At 38.3% G+C, this 16,448-nt stretch carries 15 protein-coding genes and 1 pseudogene; 13 read left to right on the top strand and 3 right to left on the bottom strand.

Annotated features, from left to right (window positions below; translation table 11 throughout):
• The 5 genes and pseudogenes from VIM94_RS07195 to VIM94_RS07175 form a co-directional block, all read left to right on the top strand.
• Positions 1-987 (top strand): annotated as a pseudogene (locus VIM94_RS07195) (hypothetical protein); the annotation flags it as partial.
• Positions 962-1,399, top strand: a complete 438-nt coding sequence (ybeY, locus tag VIM94_RS07190) for an rRNA maturation RNase YbeY (protein WP_332038613.1) — start codon at positions 962-964, stop codon at positions 1,397-1,399. The pseudogene VIM94_RS07195 and the gene ybeY, both read left to right, overlap by 26 nt.
• A gap of 11 nt (positions 1,400-1,410) precedes the next feature.
• A complete protein-coding gene (mnmG, locus tag VIM94_RS07185; RefSeq protein ID WP_332038612.1) occupies positions 1,411-3,282 on the top strand; it encodes a tRNA uridine-5-carboxymethylaminomethyl(34) synthesis enzyme MnmG in 1,872 nt (623 codons plus the stop codon).
• Between the two features lie 116 nt (positions 3,283-3,398).
• Positions 3,399-4,211, top strand: coding sequence for a class I SAM-dependent methyltransferase (locus VIM94_RS07180; protein ID WP_332038611.1), 813 nt, complete (start codon positions 3,399-3,401; stop codon positions 4,209-4,211).
• A gap of 228 nt (positions 4,212-4,439) precedes the next feature.
• Positions 4,440-4,952 (top strand): OmpH family outer membrane protein, encoded by a 513-nt coding sequence (locus tag VIM94_RS07175; protein ID WP_332038610.1) that lies wholly within the window; start codon positions 4,440-4,442, stop codon positions 4,950-4,952.
• Positions 4,953-5,016: 64 nt separating this feature from the next.
• On the opposite strand, the gene VIM94_RS07170 is transcribed toward VIM94_RS07175, so the two are convergent.
• Together VIM94_RS07170 and holB are read right to left on the bottom strand one after the other, a co-directional pair.
• Positions 5,017-5,412, bottom strand: a complete 396-nt coding sequence (locus VIM94_RS07170) for a DoxX family protein (protein ID WP_332038609.1) — start codon at positions 5,410-5,412, stop codon at positions 5,017-5,019.
• A 2-nt stretch (positions 5,413-5,414) separates the two neighbouring features.
• Positions 5,415-6,569 carry a DNA polymerase III subunit delta' gene (holB, locus tag VIM94_RS07165; RefSeq protein ID WP_332038608.1) on the bottom strand — a complete coding sequence of 385 codons (1,155 nt, stop codon included), beginning with the start codon at positions 6,567-6,569 and terminating at the stop codon, positions 5,415-5,417.
• Between the two features lie 70 nt (positions 6,570-6,639).
• On the opposite strand from holB, the gene VIM94_RS07160 reads away from it, so the two are divergent.
• From VIM94_RS07160 to VIM94_RS07150, 3 genes are read left to right on the top strand one after another with little or no spacing between them, the layout of a single operon-like run.
• Entirely contained in the window at positions 6,640-7,821 is a 1,182-nt protein-coding gene (locus tag VIM94_RS07160) for a phosphoglycerate kinase (RefSeq protein ID WP_332038607.1), read from the top strand.
• A gap of 54 nt (positions 7,822-7,875) precedes the next feature.
• Positions 7,876-9,459, top strand: coding sequence for a lytic transglycosylase domain-containing protein (locus tag VIM94_RS07155; protein ID WP_332038606.1), 1,584 nt, complete (start codon positions 7,876-7,878; stop codon positions 9,457-9,459).
• A 23-nt stretch (positions 9,460-9,482) separates the two neighbouring features.
• Positions 9,483-10,460 (top strand): DUF4837 family protein, encoded by a 978-nt coding sequence (locus VIM94_RS07150; protein WP_332038605.1) that lies wholly within the window; start codon positions 9,483-9,485, stop codon positions 10,458-10,460.
• Between the two features lie 54 nt (positions 10,461-10,514).
• On the opposite strand, the gene tatA is transcribed toward VIM94_RS07150, so the two are convergent.
• Positions 10,515-10,706: a twin-arginine translocase TatA/TatE family subunit gene (tatA, locus tag VIM94_RS07145; RefSeq protein WP_332038604.1), complete on the bottom strand. Its 192-nt coding sequence runs from the start codon at positions 10,704-10,706 to the stop codon at positions 10,515-10,517.
• A gap of 238 nt (positions 10,707-10,944) precedes the next feature.
• Between tatA and VIM94_RS07140 the strand changes: the two genes are divergently transcribed.
• Genes VIM94_RS07140 through rfbD form a run of 5 tightly spaced genes read left to right on the top strand, consistent with a single transcriptional unit; the run spans position 10,945 to position 16,423 of the window.
• Positions 10,945-11,814: a M23 family metallopeptidase gene (locus tag VIM94_RS07140; RefSeq protein WP_332038603.1), complete on the top strand. Its 870-nt coding sequence runs from the start codon at positions 10,945-10,947 to the stop codon at positions 11,812-11,814.
• A gap of 6 nt (positions 11,815-11,820) precedes the next feature.
• Positions 11,821-13,320, top strand: coding sequence for a GH3 auxin-responsive promoter family protein (locus VIM94_RS07135; protein WP_332038602.1), 1,500 nt, complete (start codon positions 11,821-11,823; stop codon positions 13,318-13,320).
• A 3-nt stretch (positions 13,321-13,323) separates the two neighbouring features.
• Positions 13,324-15,009: a DUF6909 family protein gene (locus tag VIM94_RS07130; protein ID WP_332038601.1), complete on the top strand. Its 1,686-nt coding sequence runs from the start codon at positions 13,324-13,326 to the stop codon at positions 15,007-15,009.
• 8 nt (positions 15,010-15,017) lie between these two features.
• A complete protein-coding gene (gene rfbC / locus VIM94_RS07125; protein ID WP_332038599.1) occupies positions 15,018-15,563 on the top strand; it encodes a dTDP-4-dehydrorhamnose 3,5-epimerase in 546 nt (181 codons plus the stop codon).
• Positions 15,560-16,423 carry a dTDP-4-dehydrorhamnose reductase gene (gene rfbD, locus VIM94_RS07120; RefSeq protein ID WP_332038598.1) on the top strand — a complete coding sequence of 288 codons (864 nt, stop codon included), beginning with the start codon at positions 15,560-15,562 and terminating at the stop codon, positions 16,421-16,423. Before rfbC ends, rfbD begins: the two co-directional genes overlap by 4 nt.
• The last annotated feature ends 25 nt before the right edge of the window (positions 16,424-16,448 follow it).

The following is a 16,448-nucleotide window of genomic DNA, read 5'->3' as shown; positions in this document are numbered from 1 at the left end:
ATGCAAGCACAGTCGGGAGAGCAATTAGAAGCTGATATTGAAAGTCTTAGGCAAATTCTCGATAATCTTATAAGGTTTTCCTTTCAGCAAGAAGATTTATTGGTGTCTTTTAGATCCATGGATAGAGATGACCCGATGTTTCCAAAGAATCTAAATATTCAAAATGACCTCAGGGAAAATTTCAGGCATATAGATGATAGTTTGTACAGCCTTGCTCTAAAAAACCCGATGATTAGTGAACAAATCACCGATAAGTTATCTGATATAGAATTTGATATCGATAAGGCTTTGGAAAGACTTGCAGAGAACGAACTTCCACAGGGAATTGCAAGCCAGCAGTATATTGTTACCGGTGCCAATGATCTTGCTTACCTCTTAAGTAACATTTTAACTTCCATGCAGCAGCAGGCCAATCCACAACTTGGAAAAAGTGGAGGAGAAGGGGAGGAATTTCAATTACCGGATATAATCAAAAAGCAGGAAGAATTACAGGAGAAACTTCAGGAAGGTATAGATAGAAAACGGGAAGGGGAAGACATTGAATCCGAAAATGGCTATGGCCGTGAGCAGGAGAGCAGTGATCTTTTTGAGATTTATAAGGAACAACAGGAGTTAAGAATGCAGCTGGAAAAATTAATAGAAAAAGATACTCAGAACCCTCAAGGGAATAATTTGAAAAGCAATATGCAGGATTTAGAGGAACAATTAATCGATAAAGGTTTTAGTCCCCAAAGCCTGGAGGGAATGACTAATTTGATACACGAATTATTAAAGTTTGATAAAGCAAGGTTACAACAAGGTAAAGATAATTCCAGAAAAAGTGAAACTAGTAAATTGGAATTTATCAATCCTTCTAAAGATCAAAACCTTAAGGCAAAAGAATATTTTAATCAGACTGAAATATTAAAAAGACAAATCTTACCTTTGCGCGAAATTTACAAACAAAAAGTAAAAAATTATTTTGAGCGCGGAACAGTACAGGATTAATTTTTTTTCAGAAACGGATTTTACTTTACGGGATGAAAAATCTCATCGGCAATGGTTGCAACTTGTTGTCAATTCGGAGGAAAAAAGCCTTGATGAAATCAATTTTATTTTTTGTAACGATGAATATCTGCACAGAATTAATCTTGAGTATCTCAATCATGATACCTACACAGATATTATAAGTTTTGATAATTCTGTTGATGACTTATTAGCTGGGGATATTTTCATTAGTGTGGAAAGAATTAAAGAAAATGCTGAAGATTTTGGAGTTGAATTCGAAGAAGAAGTAAAAAGAGTCATGGTTCATGGGATACTTCATTTTTGTGGGTACACTGATAAATCTGAAAGCCAAAGCAGATTGATGCGACAAAAAGAAGATGAAAAAATTGCAATGTTCCACGTGGAACAATAAGGGAAAAATTTATGTTTGAAAAGGAATATGATGTTATAGTTGTTGGGGCTGGTCACGCAGGAAGTGAGGCCGCTGCTGCAGCTGCGAATATGGGAAACAAAACCCTTTTGATTACGATGAATTTGCAAAACATCGCCCAGATGAGTTGTAATCCTGCTATGGGTGGAATTGCCAAAGGCCAAATTATTCGGGAGATAGATGCCATGGGCGGCTATAGTGGCCTGGTTAGTGACACCAGTGCTATCCAGTTTAAAATGCTTAATAAATCCAAGGGTCCGGCTATGTGGAGTCCAAGGGTGCAAAGTGACAGAATGCGTTTTGCCGAAGACTGGAGATTTCGGTTGGAGCAAACTCCTAACCTTGACTTCTATCAGGAAATGGTAGCTGGATTGATCATAAAGAAAAATAAGGTAGCTGGGGTTAAAACCTCATTAGGCCTGGAGATAAAAGCCAAATCTGTTGTACTTACCAATGGGACTTTTTTAAATGGACTTATTCATATAGGAGATAAAAACTTTGGGGGAGGTAGAGCAGGTGAAAGGGCTGCTACCGGAATTACCAAAGATCTTGTTGATGTTGGGTTTGAATCCGGCAGAATGAAAACCGGAACGCCTCCAAGGGTTGATGGCAGATCTTTGGATTATTCTAAAATGACCGAGCAACCCGGGGATGAAGAACCTTCAAAATTTTCATTTCTTGATGAGACTAAACCTTTAAACAAACAAAGATCATGTCACATGACTTATACCTCCAATGAGGTTCATGAGATTCTTAAGGAGGGCTTTGAAAGATCGCCTATGTTTAATGGAAGGATTCAAAGTATTGGTCCAAGGTATTGCCCTTCTATTGAAGATAAAATTAATCGTTTTGCCGATAAAGACAGACATCAGTTATTTGTAGAACCGGAAGGTTGGAATACCGTGGAGGTTTACGTAAATGGGTTTTCAACTTCGCTTCCGGAGGATGTCCAGTTTAAAGCTCTACGCTCTGTCGCAGGTTTTGAAAACGTAAAGTTTTTCCGACCTGGTTACGCTATTGAATATGATTATTTCCCGCCAACCCAACTTAAACATACTCTTGAAACCAAATTGGTTGAGAATTTATATTTCGCCGGACAAATAAACGGAACTACCGGCTATGAAGAAGCGGCTTCGCAGGGGCTGATGGCCGGCTTAAATGCAGCACTTAAAATTCAGGGTAAAGAAGAATTTATTCTGAAACGAAATGAGGCTTACATCGGAGTGCTTATTGACGATCTTATTACTAAAGGCACAGAAGAGCCATACCGAATGTTTACATCCAGGGCGGAATACCGCACCCTTTTAAGGCAGGATAATGCCGATTTCAGGTTAACCGAAAATGCATATAACTTAGGTTTGGCTTCTGAAAAAAGAATGCGCAAAATGGAAGAAAAAAAAGAGAAATCTTTTGCCTTCGTTAAGTTCTTAAAGGATAAAAGTGTTTCTCCTGAAGATGCAAACCCCGTTTTAGATAAGTATAATTCGTCGCCGATGAAACAGAGCGATAAGATATTTAAAGTTTTTTCCAGACCTAATATTGAAATGAAGGATGTTCGGAAATTTCCCGGAGTAGAGGAATTTATTAAGGAAAACCAATTGAATTCAGAAATGCTGGAACAAACCGAAATTCAGGTAAAATATTCCGGGTATATTGCTAAAGAAAAAAACAACGCCGATAAGCTCAATAGACTTGAGGATGTGAAAATCCCGAAAGATTTCGATTATTCCAGGATTAAATCAATGTCTTTTGAAGCACGGGAAAAGCTTAATAAGATTCAACCAACGAGCGTTTCTCAGGCATCACGAATTAGCGGCGTGAGTCCTAATGATGTTTCAGTCTTATTGGTTTACATGGGAAGGTAAAAACAGCTTAGTTCCACGTGGAACAATTTAATATAATGGGCAATTTTTGTAATAGAATCACCCTTTAACTTTTACTCTTGGGAGATACAGAAATAAAAACAGACAAAACAATTTTTTTGGAGTGCAGAGATTTTTTAGTTTCCGGTGAGAAATTTAAGCTTGTGCCTGTAGATGATTTTGAGATTTTAAAAACCATTCCGGTTCCTCAAAATTTAGCTTCCTATTATGAAAGTGAAAATTATATTTCCCATACAGATTCTACTAAAGGCTTTACCAATAAAGTTTATTATTTGGTAAAAAAACACATGCTCGATCAAAAATTGAATTGGATCGAAACCTTAAAATCTCCCGGAAAATTATTAGACGTAGGTGCTGGAACCGGTGAATTTATTTTACATGCAAAAAACAGAGGCTGGCAAGTGAATGGAGTAGAGCCAAATAAATCTGCCCGAAATTTGGCCCTTCTAAAAAATCTTGATTTAAAAAAGGAGCTTTCAGGATATGAAGGGGAAAAATTTGATGTGATATGCCTTTGGCATGTATTGGAACACATCCCCGATCCTGAGAATGAAATTTCAAGATTAAAAGATTTGCTTAATAAGGGTGGAATTTTGGTAATTGCCGTGCCCAATTATAAAAGTTATGATGCGAAATACTATAAGGAGTTTTGGGCTGCTTATGATGTACCTCGTCATCTCTGGCATTTTTCACAAAAAGGAATTAAAAAATTATTATCCAGGTTTGATTTTAATTTAATCCAAACCCGCCCCTTAATTTTTGATGCTTATTATGTGAGTCTCCTTTCTGAAAAAAATAGAACCGGTTCTTTAAATCCGGTAAAAGCTCTTTTCAGGGGATGGAAATCAAATCGGCAGGCAAAAAGGACTTCTGAATACTCTTCTCTGGTATATTTCTTTCAAAATAGCTGATTTTTCATTTTAAGCTCATTTAAGAGGTTTTTAAGAGAGAATTGATGCAACACTCTCCGTTTTTATTTTTCTTTAATTAAGCTAATCAGAGAGTCTTATTTTCAATAAAGGTTGATTATTGTATTTTGTTTTTCTATAGCTTTTTGAAATACTAAACTAAATATGATTTGTATATTCAAAATTTAAAGATTTTAGTTTTATACATTTGTCCAAACAAAATTTATCAAAATGAAGAAATTTTTTCTAATCGCGGTTTTCTCCGTTTTTTTTATTTCCTGTAATGAGGAAAAAACAGCTTATGTTGATACTACCAAACTTATTCAGGAGTATCAGGAAATGAAAGATGTAGAAGCCAAATTCAATAAGAAAACAGAAACTGTTAAGGGAGAGTTGGATTCTGTAGCCAGTGCTTTTCAGGCAGAAGTGCAGGACTATCAGTCTAAGATGAATTCTATGTCTCAGGCTCAACGCCAGGAAAGAGAGCAGCAGCTTATGCAGAAACAGCAGCAGCTACAGCAGCAACAACAACAAAGGGGTGGTCTATTACGCCAGGAAAGTGAAGCTGCTATAGACTCTATTGTAGAGAAGGTTAAAAATTATGTAGAAGAATACGGGAAGGAAAATGGATATACTTATATTTTTGGTTCTAATGAATCTGCAAATATTATGTATGCCAAAGACGGCTTGGATATCACAGAAGAAGTTCTGGAAGAATTAAACGCATCTTATAAGAAGAACTAATTCTCTTTGAAAAAACAAAAAGCCCCATTTGGGGCTTTTTTTTATGTTTTAATTTGAGTAGAACTTAAGATAGGAGGAAAACCCCAAAGATCACTACCACAAAGTATCCTGTGATCGTAAAAGCCCCTGCATAATCTTTTGCAACTCTTTGCCCCAATAAGAGCATTAAAAGGGTAATTGCAGCCAAAAGGCTTGCATAAAATGCCCAGGCAGAACTATTATATAATAATATCCAGATTATTCCTAAAACTGCCAGTAAACCTGTTATTATTTCTAAAATCATTATTATTCCGACCATAAGAGGTACCATTCCACCCATAAAAGTTCCCTTGAAATGATCTTTTAGCCAGCTTATATTTCCCTTCCAATCTGTGGCTTTGTCGATACCCGATTGAAAAAAGGTAATCAGGATAAAGAGGAGAATAAGAATTTCGGTTATAAAGTTGTAAAGGTTTGTCATGATTATGCGGTTTTTTTATGAAGGTATCGGGTTAGCTTAATTGAAAGATTAGTAAGAACGATTTTAGAATTTGCATTGCGTCCAATGTGGTAGATAGCTTCTTCCAGAGCCTGGTTAATTTCCAGGATATTTCCACCATGCACGTAGGGAGCGAAATTTTTTATTTGGAAGCCTTTTGTTCTGGGTTCCAGGTACACCAAACTATTTGCTTTATAATTATACATAAGTGCCTGCCTGAAAAAATCCATACAATAGAGGAGAAAACTCTTCTGACTCTCTCTTCCCAGTCCGGCAATTTCTTCGCTCCAGGCTATGAGCTCTAAAACGGTAGATTTATTTCCTTTAGCCTTAAAGGCACTTCTTACCCAATTTATAAACCAGGTTTCAAATTGCTCGTCCCCTGCATTTTTTTGAAATAGATGTAGAGCCTTTGTGTAACTTCCATTAGCCTGATGTGCTATTTTTAATGCCTCCTCTTGTTTGCAGTTTTCCTTTTTGATTAAGAATTCTGAAATTTCGGCTTCGGGGAGGGGAGGGAAATGCAGCGTCTGGCATCTGGATCTTATAGTTTGTATAATCTGTTCCTCTTCTTCAGCAATAAGAATAAAAAGCGTTCTATTTGGCGGTTCTTCAATTAGTTTTAATAGCTTATTGGCGGCTTCCCGGTTCATCTTCTCGGCCATCCATATCAGCATTACTTTAAAGCCCCCTTCATAAGCCTTTAAAGAAAGCGATTTTACAATATCCTGAGCTTCATCTACCCCAATTTTACCCTGTTTATTTTCAATGCCTAACTCCTGGTACCAATCGAATAAACTTCCATAGGGATTGGAATTAACAAAATTACGCCATTCCTCCATAAAGTGGCCAGAAACAGCATGAGTTTTAATTTTCTCGTTATTGGCCACCGGGAAGGCAAAATGTAAATCGGGATGAGCCAGGTTTTGGAATCTGTGATTACAGGACTCGTTCCCCGCTTTGTTTTCGCCACTGGTGTTTTTACACAAAACATATTGGGCGTAGGCAATTGCCATTGGTAAAGTGCCGCTTCCAGATTTCCCCACGAAGAGTTGAGCATGGGGAATCCTGTTATTATCTGCGGTTGTAGTAAGGTGGTTTTTTATGTGGGCCAGGCCTATTATTTCTTCAAAAAGCATAAGCAAATATAAAACTTATATGCACTTTTATATCTTCGGAAAAAATTATATTTGTAATTAAAGCATTACTATGAAAACATTAGACGATTACAATTTTAAAGATAAACAGGCACTAATTAGAGTAGATTTTAACGTGCCGTTGAAAGATTCCAAAGTAACAGACGCCAACCGTATAGAAGCTGCAAAGCCAACTATCATAAAGATACTTGAAGATGGAGGTAGTGTTGTGCTTATGTCCCACCTGGGTAGACCAAAAGGAAAAGAAGAAAAATATTCCCTTAAGCATATAGTTTCCAAGGTATCTGAAGTACTGGGAGTGGAAACCAAATTTGTAGATGACTGTGTGGGAGATAAAGTGAAAGCTGCCACAGATAATTTGCAGCCAGGAGAAGTTCTTTTGCTGGAAAACCTTCGATTTTATGATGAGGAAACTCAAGGTGATGAAGATTTCGCCAAAAAGCTTTCTGAATTAGGAGACATCTATGTGAATGACGCCTTTGGTACTGCCCACCGCGCACACGCTTCTACCACTATTGTTGCTAAATTCTTCGAAGAAAAGTGCTTTGGATATTTGCTCGCAAAAGAAATTAAAAGCCTGGATAAGGTATTGAACAGTAAAGAAAAGCCTGTTACTGCAATTCTTGGAGGCGCAAAAGTTTCTTCCAAAATTACTGTAATTGAAAATATACTCGATAAAATAGATCACCTTATTATAGGTGGCGGTATGGCCTATACCTTTATTTTGGCCCAGGGTGGAAAAATTGGAAATTCCCTGGTCGAAGAAGACAAACAGGAGCTTGCTCTTGAAATTCTGAAAAAGGCTAAGGATAAAGGAGTAGAAATTCACTTACCGGTTGATTCTGTTATTGCCGATAGCTTTTCTGAAGAAGCCAGTACCCAGGTAGAACGTATTGATAATATTCCCGATGGTTGGATGGGCCTTGATGCCGGACCGGATTCTCTTAAGAATTTCGAAGCAGTAATTAAAAAATCTAAAATTATCCTATGGAATGGTCCTCTTGGAGTTTTTGAAATGGACAAATTCGCTAAAGGAACCATCCAAATTGGGGAATTTATCGCCGAAGCCACTGCAAATGGAACATTTAGCCTTGTAGGGGGAGGAGATTCGGTTGCAGCAGTCAAAAAATTTGGTTTTGAAGATAAGGTAAGTTATGTTTCTACCGGAGGGGGCGCCATGTTGGAGATGCTTGAAGGAAAATCCCTGCCGGGAATTGAGGCAATTGGGAATTAAAGCACCAAAACTGAGAAAATTCCGTTCTCATTACAAAATCTTAGAACTTAATTGATGAAATATATTTTCTCATTATCGCTATCGCTGTTGCTTTTTAGCTTGGGTGTATCGGCCCAGGAAGAACCTGAAAAAAGGCTTGAAAAGGCCAATTTCAGAGTTCAGATCTTCGAAAGGCCCAGCACATCAGAGATAATCCTGACTGAACCTGATCCTGAATTTAAAAATAAACTACCAATTTCAGCTTTGATAAAAGATTCTGCAGCGGTAAACCTGCAGGATCTTCCCAAAGCTGCAGAGATTGATTCCCTTTGGAAATTACAACTGCTTAATACCAGTTTATTTGATACTATTCAGAAGAGTATTCACGAACAGGACTACTCAGATGTTGTATATAAAGACTTGCCAACAGATACTTTAAAGGCCCGTTTGGAGAAACTTAATTCGCGAACGCCATTTAATATAGAATACAATCCAATCCTGGAAAGCGTTATAAAATCCTATTTAAAACGCAATAAAAAAGCCATGGAAAACCTGATGGCTTTAAGCGAATACTATTTCCCGATGTTCGAAAAGGAATTGGATAGGTTTGACATTCCACTTGAGATTAAATACCTGGCGATTGTGGAATCGGCCTTGAATCCAAGGGCACGATCCCGGGTGGGAGCCACCGGTTTATGGCAATTTATGTTCCCTACCGGAAAAATGCTGGATCTGGATGTTAGTTCTTATGTAGATGAACGTATGGATCCGGAAAGATCTACCGAGGCAGCAGCCAAATACCTGGCAAGTCTTTATAAATCTTTTGGAGACTGGGATATGGTCCTGGCTTCTTATAATTCTGGTCCGGGTAATGTTTCCAAGGCGATTAGAAGAAGCGGGGGTTCTACCAATTACTGGCATTTGAGAAGATATCTACCTCGTGAAACAGCTGGTTATGTGCCGGCCTTCCTGGCAACCCTTTATATTTTTGAATATGCAAAGGAACACGATTTTCAACCTAAAAAACCTGACGTAGCTTTCTTTGAAACCGATACTATCAGAGTAAAAAAAATGCTCACTTTTGATCATATTTCAACGGTTACCGGTGTGGAAAAGGAAATGCTGCAATTTTTAAATCCAAGCTACAAACTGGATATTATTCCTTTTATAGAAGAAAAGAATTATAGCCTTAGATTGCCAAGATCTGTTTCTGGTGCCTTTGTAAGCAATGAAGATGAGATTTATGAGTATGTAACCGAAGATCTTGCAGAAAAGAAAAAAAATATACCAAAATATATTGAGACTGAAGACAGGATTCGGTATAAAGTAAAAAGTGGAGATTACCTCGGAAAAATTGCCGCACGCTATGGCGTGGGAATAAGCAGTATAAAAAGATGGAATAATTTGAGGTCCAATAATTTACGCATTGGTCAATACCTCACTATTTATCCCCGAAAACCTGTGGTTTCTCAAACATCTTCCACTAAGAACAATGCTGATCGAAAGGCTACCAAGATCTATACAGTTAAAAAAGGAGATTCATTGTGGAGTATTTCCCGTAAGTTTCCCGGAGTTACGGTACAGAATTTGAGGGCTTGGAATGACGTGGGCTCGTCCAGCCTAAAACCCGGGATGAAACTAAAAGTTTCCAAAGGGTAAATTTGAAAATCAAATTAAGCCAAATGAAAAAAAATTTAATTCTTCTTTTATCCTTAATTCTTTTTATTTCCTGTGATGATCAAAAAGAAAAAAAGGAACGTATTTTAGTAGATTCTTCAGGAAACATTAACCAGGTAACTTTAGTTATTGAAAACAAACTCTGGGAAGGCCCGGTAGGGGAAGCGTTACGCGATAATTTTGCAGCTACTGTAGATGGTTTGCCCCAGGAAGAACCTACATTTTCTCTCAAGCAAATTCCGCCTGAAGCCTTTACCGGTTTTGGAAGAAGAAACCGATCTTTTATTAAGGTTGAAAAAGCTAATGAAGCCGGAGTAAAAGTGCTTAACAATGTTTATGCGCGGCCTCAAACCGGAATAATTATTTCAGGGCCTAATGAGGAAGAAATTATACGTGCTATTAACGAAGGCGCAGACGAGGCTATTGCTGTTATCAAAGGGACTGAAATGAAGGAGAAACAACGAAGAATGCGAAAATCCCTGGGAAAAGATAAGAAACTGAAAGAGGAGTTTGGTCTTTCGCTTAAATTTCCATCAATTTATCGTTATGCGGTTGAAGAAGACGGATTTATTTGGCTAAGAAAGGAAATAACCAAGGGGAATATGGAATTGCTTATTTATGAGGTTCCCATCCATCAAATTGAAAAAGACACCAATATTATTGGTAATATTATAAAGATGAGAGACTCCATTGGGGAAGCCTATATTCCAGGCCCGGTGGAAGGAAGTTATATGATTACAGAAGAAGCCTATGCGCCCTATTTATTTGAAACCGAAATAGACGGAAAGTTTGCCTATGAAACGCGAGGCACCTGGGAGGTGAAAAATGCCTTTATGGCCGGACCTTTTGTAAACTATGCAATTAAGGATCAAGCCAATGATCGCTATTTGATCGTTGAAGGTTTTGTTTTTTCCCCGGCAAGAGGAAAGCGGGATAATATCTTTGAGCTTGATGCGATACTTAAATCGGCGAAAATTAAATAAAGAAAAAGCCCAACTTTTAAAGTTGGGCTTTATTTTTTTATAAAAATAAGGTAGTTATTTCTTTTCTTCAGGAACTTTTTTCTCGTCATCATCGTCCTTGGAAGCATCCTTGAATTCTTTAATCCCACTACCTAATCCTCTCATTAATTCAGGAATTTTTCGACCTCCAAATAAGAGTAGTACCACAATTACAATGAGTATAATTTGGGGTGCTCCTATTGCCAATGGTAAAATAAATGCATTCATAACTTTAATTTAGATTCACAAACTTAACAAGAATTCATTAAAATACACCTTTGTTAACATAAATTAATTTGCACTGGGTCTTTTAATCACTTCATTATAAGTCGATTTAAATTTCTTTCCATTACTCAATAATTCTAATTTTAGTGCATTATAGTATAAGTTTTGGAATCTAATTTGATATTTAAATCTCAATTGCACCGAATAATTTTAATTTATCTTTGCGAAAGCTTTGTAATCTATGGCAGCCAATAAGAAACATAAAAAGAAATTCGCCAAAAAACTACTTCATAAGTACCGGTTGGTAATATTAAATGAAGATACTTTTGAGGAGCGACTTTCATTTAAACTTACCCGCTTGAACGTTTTTGTAACGGTCACTCTTAGCGCTATACTCCTGGTGGCAGCCACCACGGTTATTATTGCCTTTACACCTTTAAGGGAATATATTCCCGGTTATTCTTCTCCCGAATTAAAGAGCAGGGCAGTGGATCTCGCCTATAAATCAGACTCCCTGCAGAGAGTTTTGAAGCTTAATGACCAATATCTCAATTCTATAAAAAGTGTTTTAACAGGAGAAGCTGAAACCGGATCGCTTAACAGGGATTCGATAATGGAAAGCCCACAACCGCCTGGAGAAATAGAACCAATAGAACCTTCCCGGGCAGATTCTCTATTGCGTGAGGAAGTAGCCCAGGAAGATAAGTATAACATCCTGGCTTCTGCAGCAGATAATGTTGATTTTTCCTTATTTCCGCCGGTAAAGGGATCTATTTCTGAAAGTTTCAATCTTAAAGACAGGCATTATGCCGTAGATATTGTAGTACCAAAGAATTCCGCGGTAAAATCGGTGGCTGATGGGAGAGTAATTTTTTCAGAATGGACTACACAAACCGGTTATGTTATTATTGTAAGGCATAACTACGGGCTCCTTTCCGTATATAAACATAATGCCTCCTTAACCAAAGAACAGGGAGATATTGTAAAAACCGGAGAGGTGATAGCAACTGCTGGTTCTACCGGAGAATATACCAGTGGTCCCCACCTGCACTTTGAACTTTGGAACGAGGGAGTTCCGGTAAACCCAACCGATTATATTGATTTTGATTAAAATTATATGTCTTTAAAATCTATAGGAGCAAAGTTATTTGCCCGATACATACGCAAAAAAATTGATGCCTGGGCTTCAAAGCCTGAGGCTACACAGCAAAAGGTATTCAACGACCTAATTGAGCAGGCAAGAGCTACCCAATTTGGGAAGGATCATGATTTTGACCACATAAAAACTTACCGTGATTATGCTGAGAAAGTGCCTGTTAGAGACTACGAAGAATTAAAGCCCTGGGTAGATAAAATGGTAGCCGGCCAGGCTGATGTGTTATGGCCGGGAAAACCACTTTATTATGCTAAAACCTCAGGAACTACCAGTGGTGCTAAATACATTCCACTTACTAAGGAATCTATGCCTACCCACATAAATGCCGCCCGAAATGCCATATTATGTTATATCGCTGAAACCGGAAATGCTTCTTTTGTTGATGGGAAAATGATCTTTCTGCAGGGTAGTCCGGAGCTTGATGAAAAAAATGGCGTGAAACTTGGCCGGCTTTCAGGAATTGTTGCGCATTATGTGCCTTCTTACCTTCAAAAAAACAGGATGCCAAGCTGGGAAACCAATTGTATTGAAGACTGGGAAACCAAAGTAGACGCTATTGTTGAAGAGACCCGGAACGAAGATATGACGGTTATTAGCGGAATTCCATCCTGGGTGCAAATGTATTTTGAACGCCTTCAGCAGAAAACCGGCCAAAAAGTGGGAGACCTCTTTAAAAACTTCGAACTTTTTATATACGGCGGAGTAAATTATGAACCTTACCGTGCAAAATTTGAAAATCTAATAGGTCGAAAAGTTGATAGTATTGAGCTCTATCCTGCTTCAGAAGGGTTTTTTGCATTTCAGGATAAACAAAATGAGAAAGGAATGCTCTTGCAGTTGGATTCTGGAATGTTCTACGAATTCATTAAGGCCGATGAGTTTTTTGATGAAAACCCAAAAAGGTTAACCATTGGTGAAGTGGAAACCGGTGTAAATTATGTGATGCTTATTTCCAGTAATGCCGGCCTGTGGGCATATAACCTTGGGGATACTGTGCAGTTCACTTCAACAAAGCCCTACAGGGTGATTGTTTCAGGACGGATCAAGCATTTTATATCGGCTTTTGGAGAGCACGTTATCGCCAAGGAGGTAGAAGAAGCTATGCAACTCGCTACAACACAAACAAAGGCGCGTATTAGTGAATTTACAGTCGCCCCGCAGATCACTCCAGGAAATGATGAATTGCCCTATCACGAATGGTTTATCGAATTTGAAAAAGAACCTGAGGATTTCGAAACCTTCAGAAAGATTCTTGATAAGTCTTTACAGGAACAAAATTCTTATTACTTTGATCTTATTGAAGGAAAAATACTTCAACCTTTAAAAATCAGCCTGGTTCCCGCTAATGGATTTCAGAAGTATATGAAATCCATCGGAAAACTTGGAGGACAGAATAAGTTGCCCCGCCTTTCTAACGATAGAAAGATTGCCGCTGTTCTGGAAGAAATTATAAAAGCATAAAATATGGTGAATTTAAAACTACAAGGCCGTACCCGGGCGCAGGAAAGTACACACGCTATCGAGCGGATGTACATAACTATGCGGCACCTTTTTAACCGTGGATTTTATAAACCCATGGGGGTATCGGGTGAGACTTTAAGAGAAGCACTGCTAACTCTTAGACCTGAGATTTATGGTTCTATAGCAGAAGATAAAGTAGAGCTTGATGGCTTACTGTATGTTGTAGACAGACTCCCTATTGGTATTGAGGAATGTACCTATATCAACCTAACCAGTGATGAAGGCTACGGAAATTCTCATTTTAAACCTATCGTCCCGCCAAAACGACGTAGAAACTGCTATAGGATTGACGAAGAACAGATGAATATTGAGATAACCCGGGGTAGATCTGAGATCTATGATATTCTTACACACCTTACTTTTCTATTTGTGGAATCTCATAAAATAATGAGACGTGTGCTTATTGATGAAGAGGGTAGCGTTACAAGGGATTGGGAGAAACTGGAAAAGGCAGTACTTCAGGATGCTGAGCTTAGTAGGGAAGAAAGGGAAGTTGCTTTAACTCACACAGCTAATATTCTTGGAAGAACCTTTAACGAAGTTTGTACCCTGTATCCCAAATTTGCTTCCACGGGGCAACCGGAGCGTTTTCTTAATATTATTTATAATCTGGGAAAACTCGCCATTGCCGAAACGGTGAGAAATGAAAAACGTATTATCACGTTTAGTCCGGTATTAAGGGAAAGATTAGGCCACCATATTCATGGGGAGATCTGGGCCGATAATATCAAAGAGTTTCTTCTGAAGGAAAACCTATTGCATCGCCCAATTCACATTATCAGTGCGAATATGCATAGCGTCATGAATACGCTTTACACTCCGGTGGCTTTAAAAGAAGAACTCAAAAAGAAAAAAGTCCTTGATATTTATGAAGCTCTAAGCGATAGTGGAAATGGAAAGTTGAGAAATAAAGTGATGAAAGCAGCCCTGGATAACGGGATGAATTTTATTGAAGACAAAAGCGGAACCAACATTGATGTTCAGGTCTTTGATACTGCAAAGTTGAAAAACGGCTATAATGGAAAGAAATCGGAGCTTAAAAATGAGGAAAAGCCAGTTATCGTGGTTATGGATTACGCCTTTGGAGAGCAGGCCTACGAAACCATGGATGAACTATTGAAACCTTATAATTTCGAAGGAAACGAAATAAAAATGAATGTAGCCTCCATTTCCATTATGGGAAAAGCCGGTATTCTTGACGGCGGAAAAGGAGACATTATGGTGCCTACCGCCCACGTTTTTGAAGGAACAGCAGATAATTATCCTTTCCGCAATGAATTGAAAAAACAAGACCTGGAAGGGCAGGGTATTAAAATCGTTGATGGAGCTATGATCACCGTTTTGGGAACCTCTCTTCAGAATAAAGATATTTTGAAATTCTTCCATGATTCAACATGGAATGTGAGTGGTCTTGAAATGGAAGGAGCTCATTACCAGAAGGCCATTCAGGCGGCTTCCAAACTTCGGGGTAGTATAAAAGAAGATGTAAAAGTGAGATATGCTTACTATGCCTCAGATAACCCTTTGGAAACAGGGAGCACACTGGCTTCAGGTGGGTTAGGAACCACAGGTGTAAAACCCACTTATTTGATAACCGAAAAGATCCTCGACCAGATCTTTGAAAATTAAACCAGGAAATGCAGGTAGAAGAAACACCTCTTAAAGATTGTTTTATCATCAAACCCAATATTTTCAGGGATAAGAGAGGACTTTTTTTGGAGAGTTATCACAAGAAGAAGTTCATTGATCTCACGGGCATTACCAAAGAGTTTGTACAGGATAATCAGTCGATTTCCAGACACGGAGTTTTGCGCGGGCTGCATTACCAACGAGGGGAGTTTGGTCAAACCAAACTGGTGCGTGCTATTTATGGGAAAGTACTTGATGTAGTGGTTGATCTCAGACCGGAATCACCTACCTTCAAACAGGTTTTTAAAACTATTCTGGATGATGTAAACCTGCACCAATTATATATTCCGAAAGGCTTCGGGCATGGCTTTGTAACCCTTTCTGAAACTTCGGTTTTTGCGTATAAATGTGATGAATATTACCACCCCGATGCTGAAGGTGGCGTAATTTATAACGATCCCGACCTTGCCATAGACTGGGAATTTCCGGAAGAAAAAATGATTATCTCAGATAAAGACCTTGCTCAGCCACAATTAAAACAAGTCTTTGGATGAAAAAAGTCTTGATCACTGGAGCTTCAGGACAACTGGGAAGATGTTTCCAAAAGATCGCTTCAGAATATCCTGAAATAAAATTTAAATTCCTTGATTCTGCTGAGCTGGATATAACCAATCAAGATCAGCTTCGGCAAATATTTTCCGAAGAAAATCCGCAATATTGTGTTAACTGCGCCGCCTATACCAATGTAGAAAAGGCCGAAGATGATAAAGAAGCCGCCTTTAAGATCAATGCTGAAGCGGTAAAAAACCTGGCTGAGATTTGTAATGACTCCGAAACGGTTTTAATCCATATCTCCACCGATTATGTTTTTGACGGGAAGGCAACCAAACCTTATGAGGAAACCGATGAGGTTAATCCAATTAATGTCTACGGTGCTTCCAAGCTGAAAGGGGAGGAGTATATCAGGCAAATGCTGGATAAGTATTTTATTTTTAGAACTTCCTGGTTATACTCTGAATTTGGTCATAATTTTTTCAATACTATCCTGAAAAAGGCAGAAGAAGGAGCCAGCCTTACTATTACTACCTCCCAAACCGGAACTCCAACCAATGCCAATGATCTGGCTGATTTTGTGCTTCAGTTAATTAGCGAAGAGAATACCCATTTCGGACTTTATCATTATAGCAATACAGGGGAAGCTACCTGGTACGATTTTGCAGAGGCAATACTGAAGTTTTCAGGAAAATTAGATCAGGTTGATCTCAATAAAAGCGGATATTATAAAACAAGGGCCGACCGTCCTGCGTACAGTGTTTTAGACAAACAGAAACTGCAGGATGCTTTTAAATTAAGGGTTCCTGAATGGCATGAAAGTCTTAAACACCTTATCATCAACAGGTCTCATAAAATTTAAGTAATTTACGGGACGAATCGAATTT

The sequence above is a fragment of the Salegentibacter sp. genome (assembly GCF_036568425.1).
Classification (GTDB): domain Bacteria; phylum Bacteroidota; class Bacteroidia; order Flavobacteriales; family Flavobacteriaceae; genus Salegentibacter.
The sequence above is the reverse complement of the archived record's forward strand: the minus strand, read 5'-3'. Positions and strand labels throughout refer to the sequence as shown.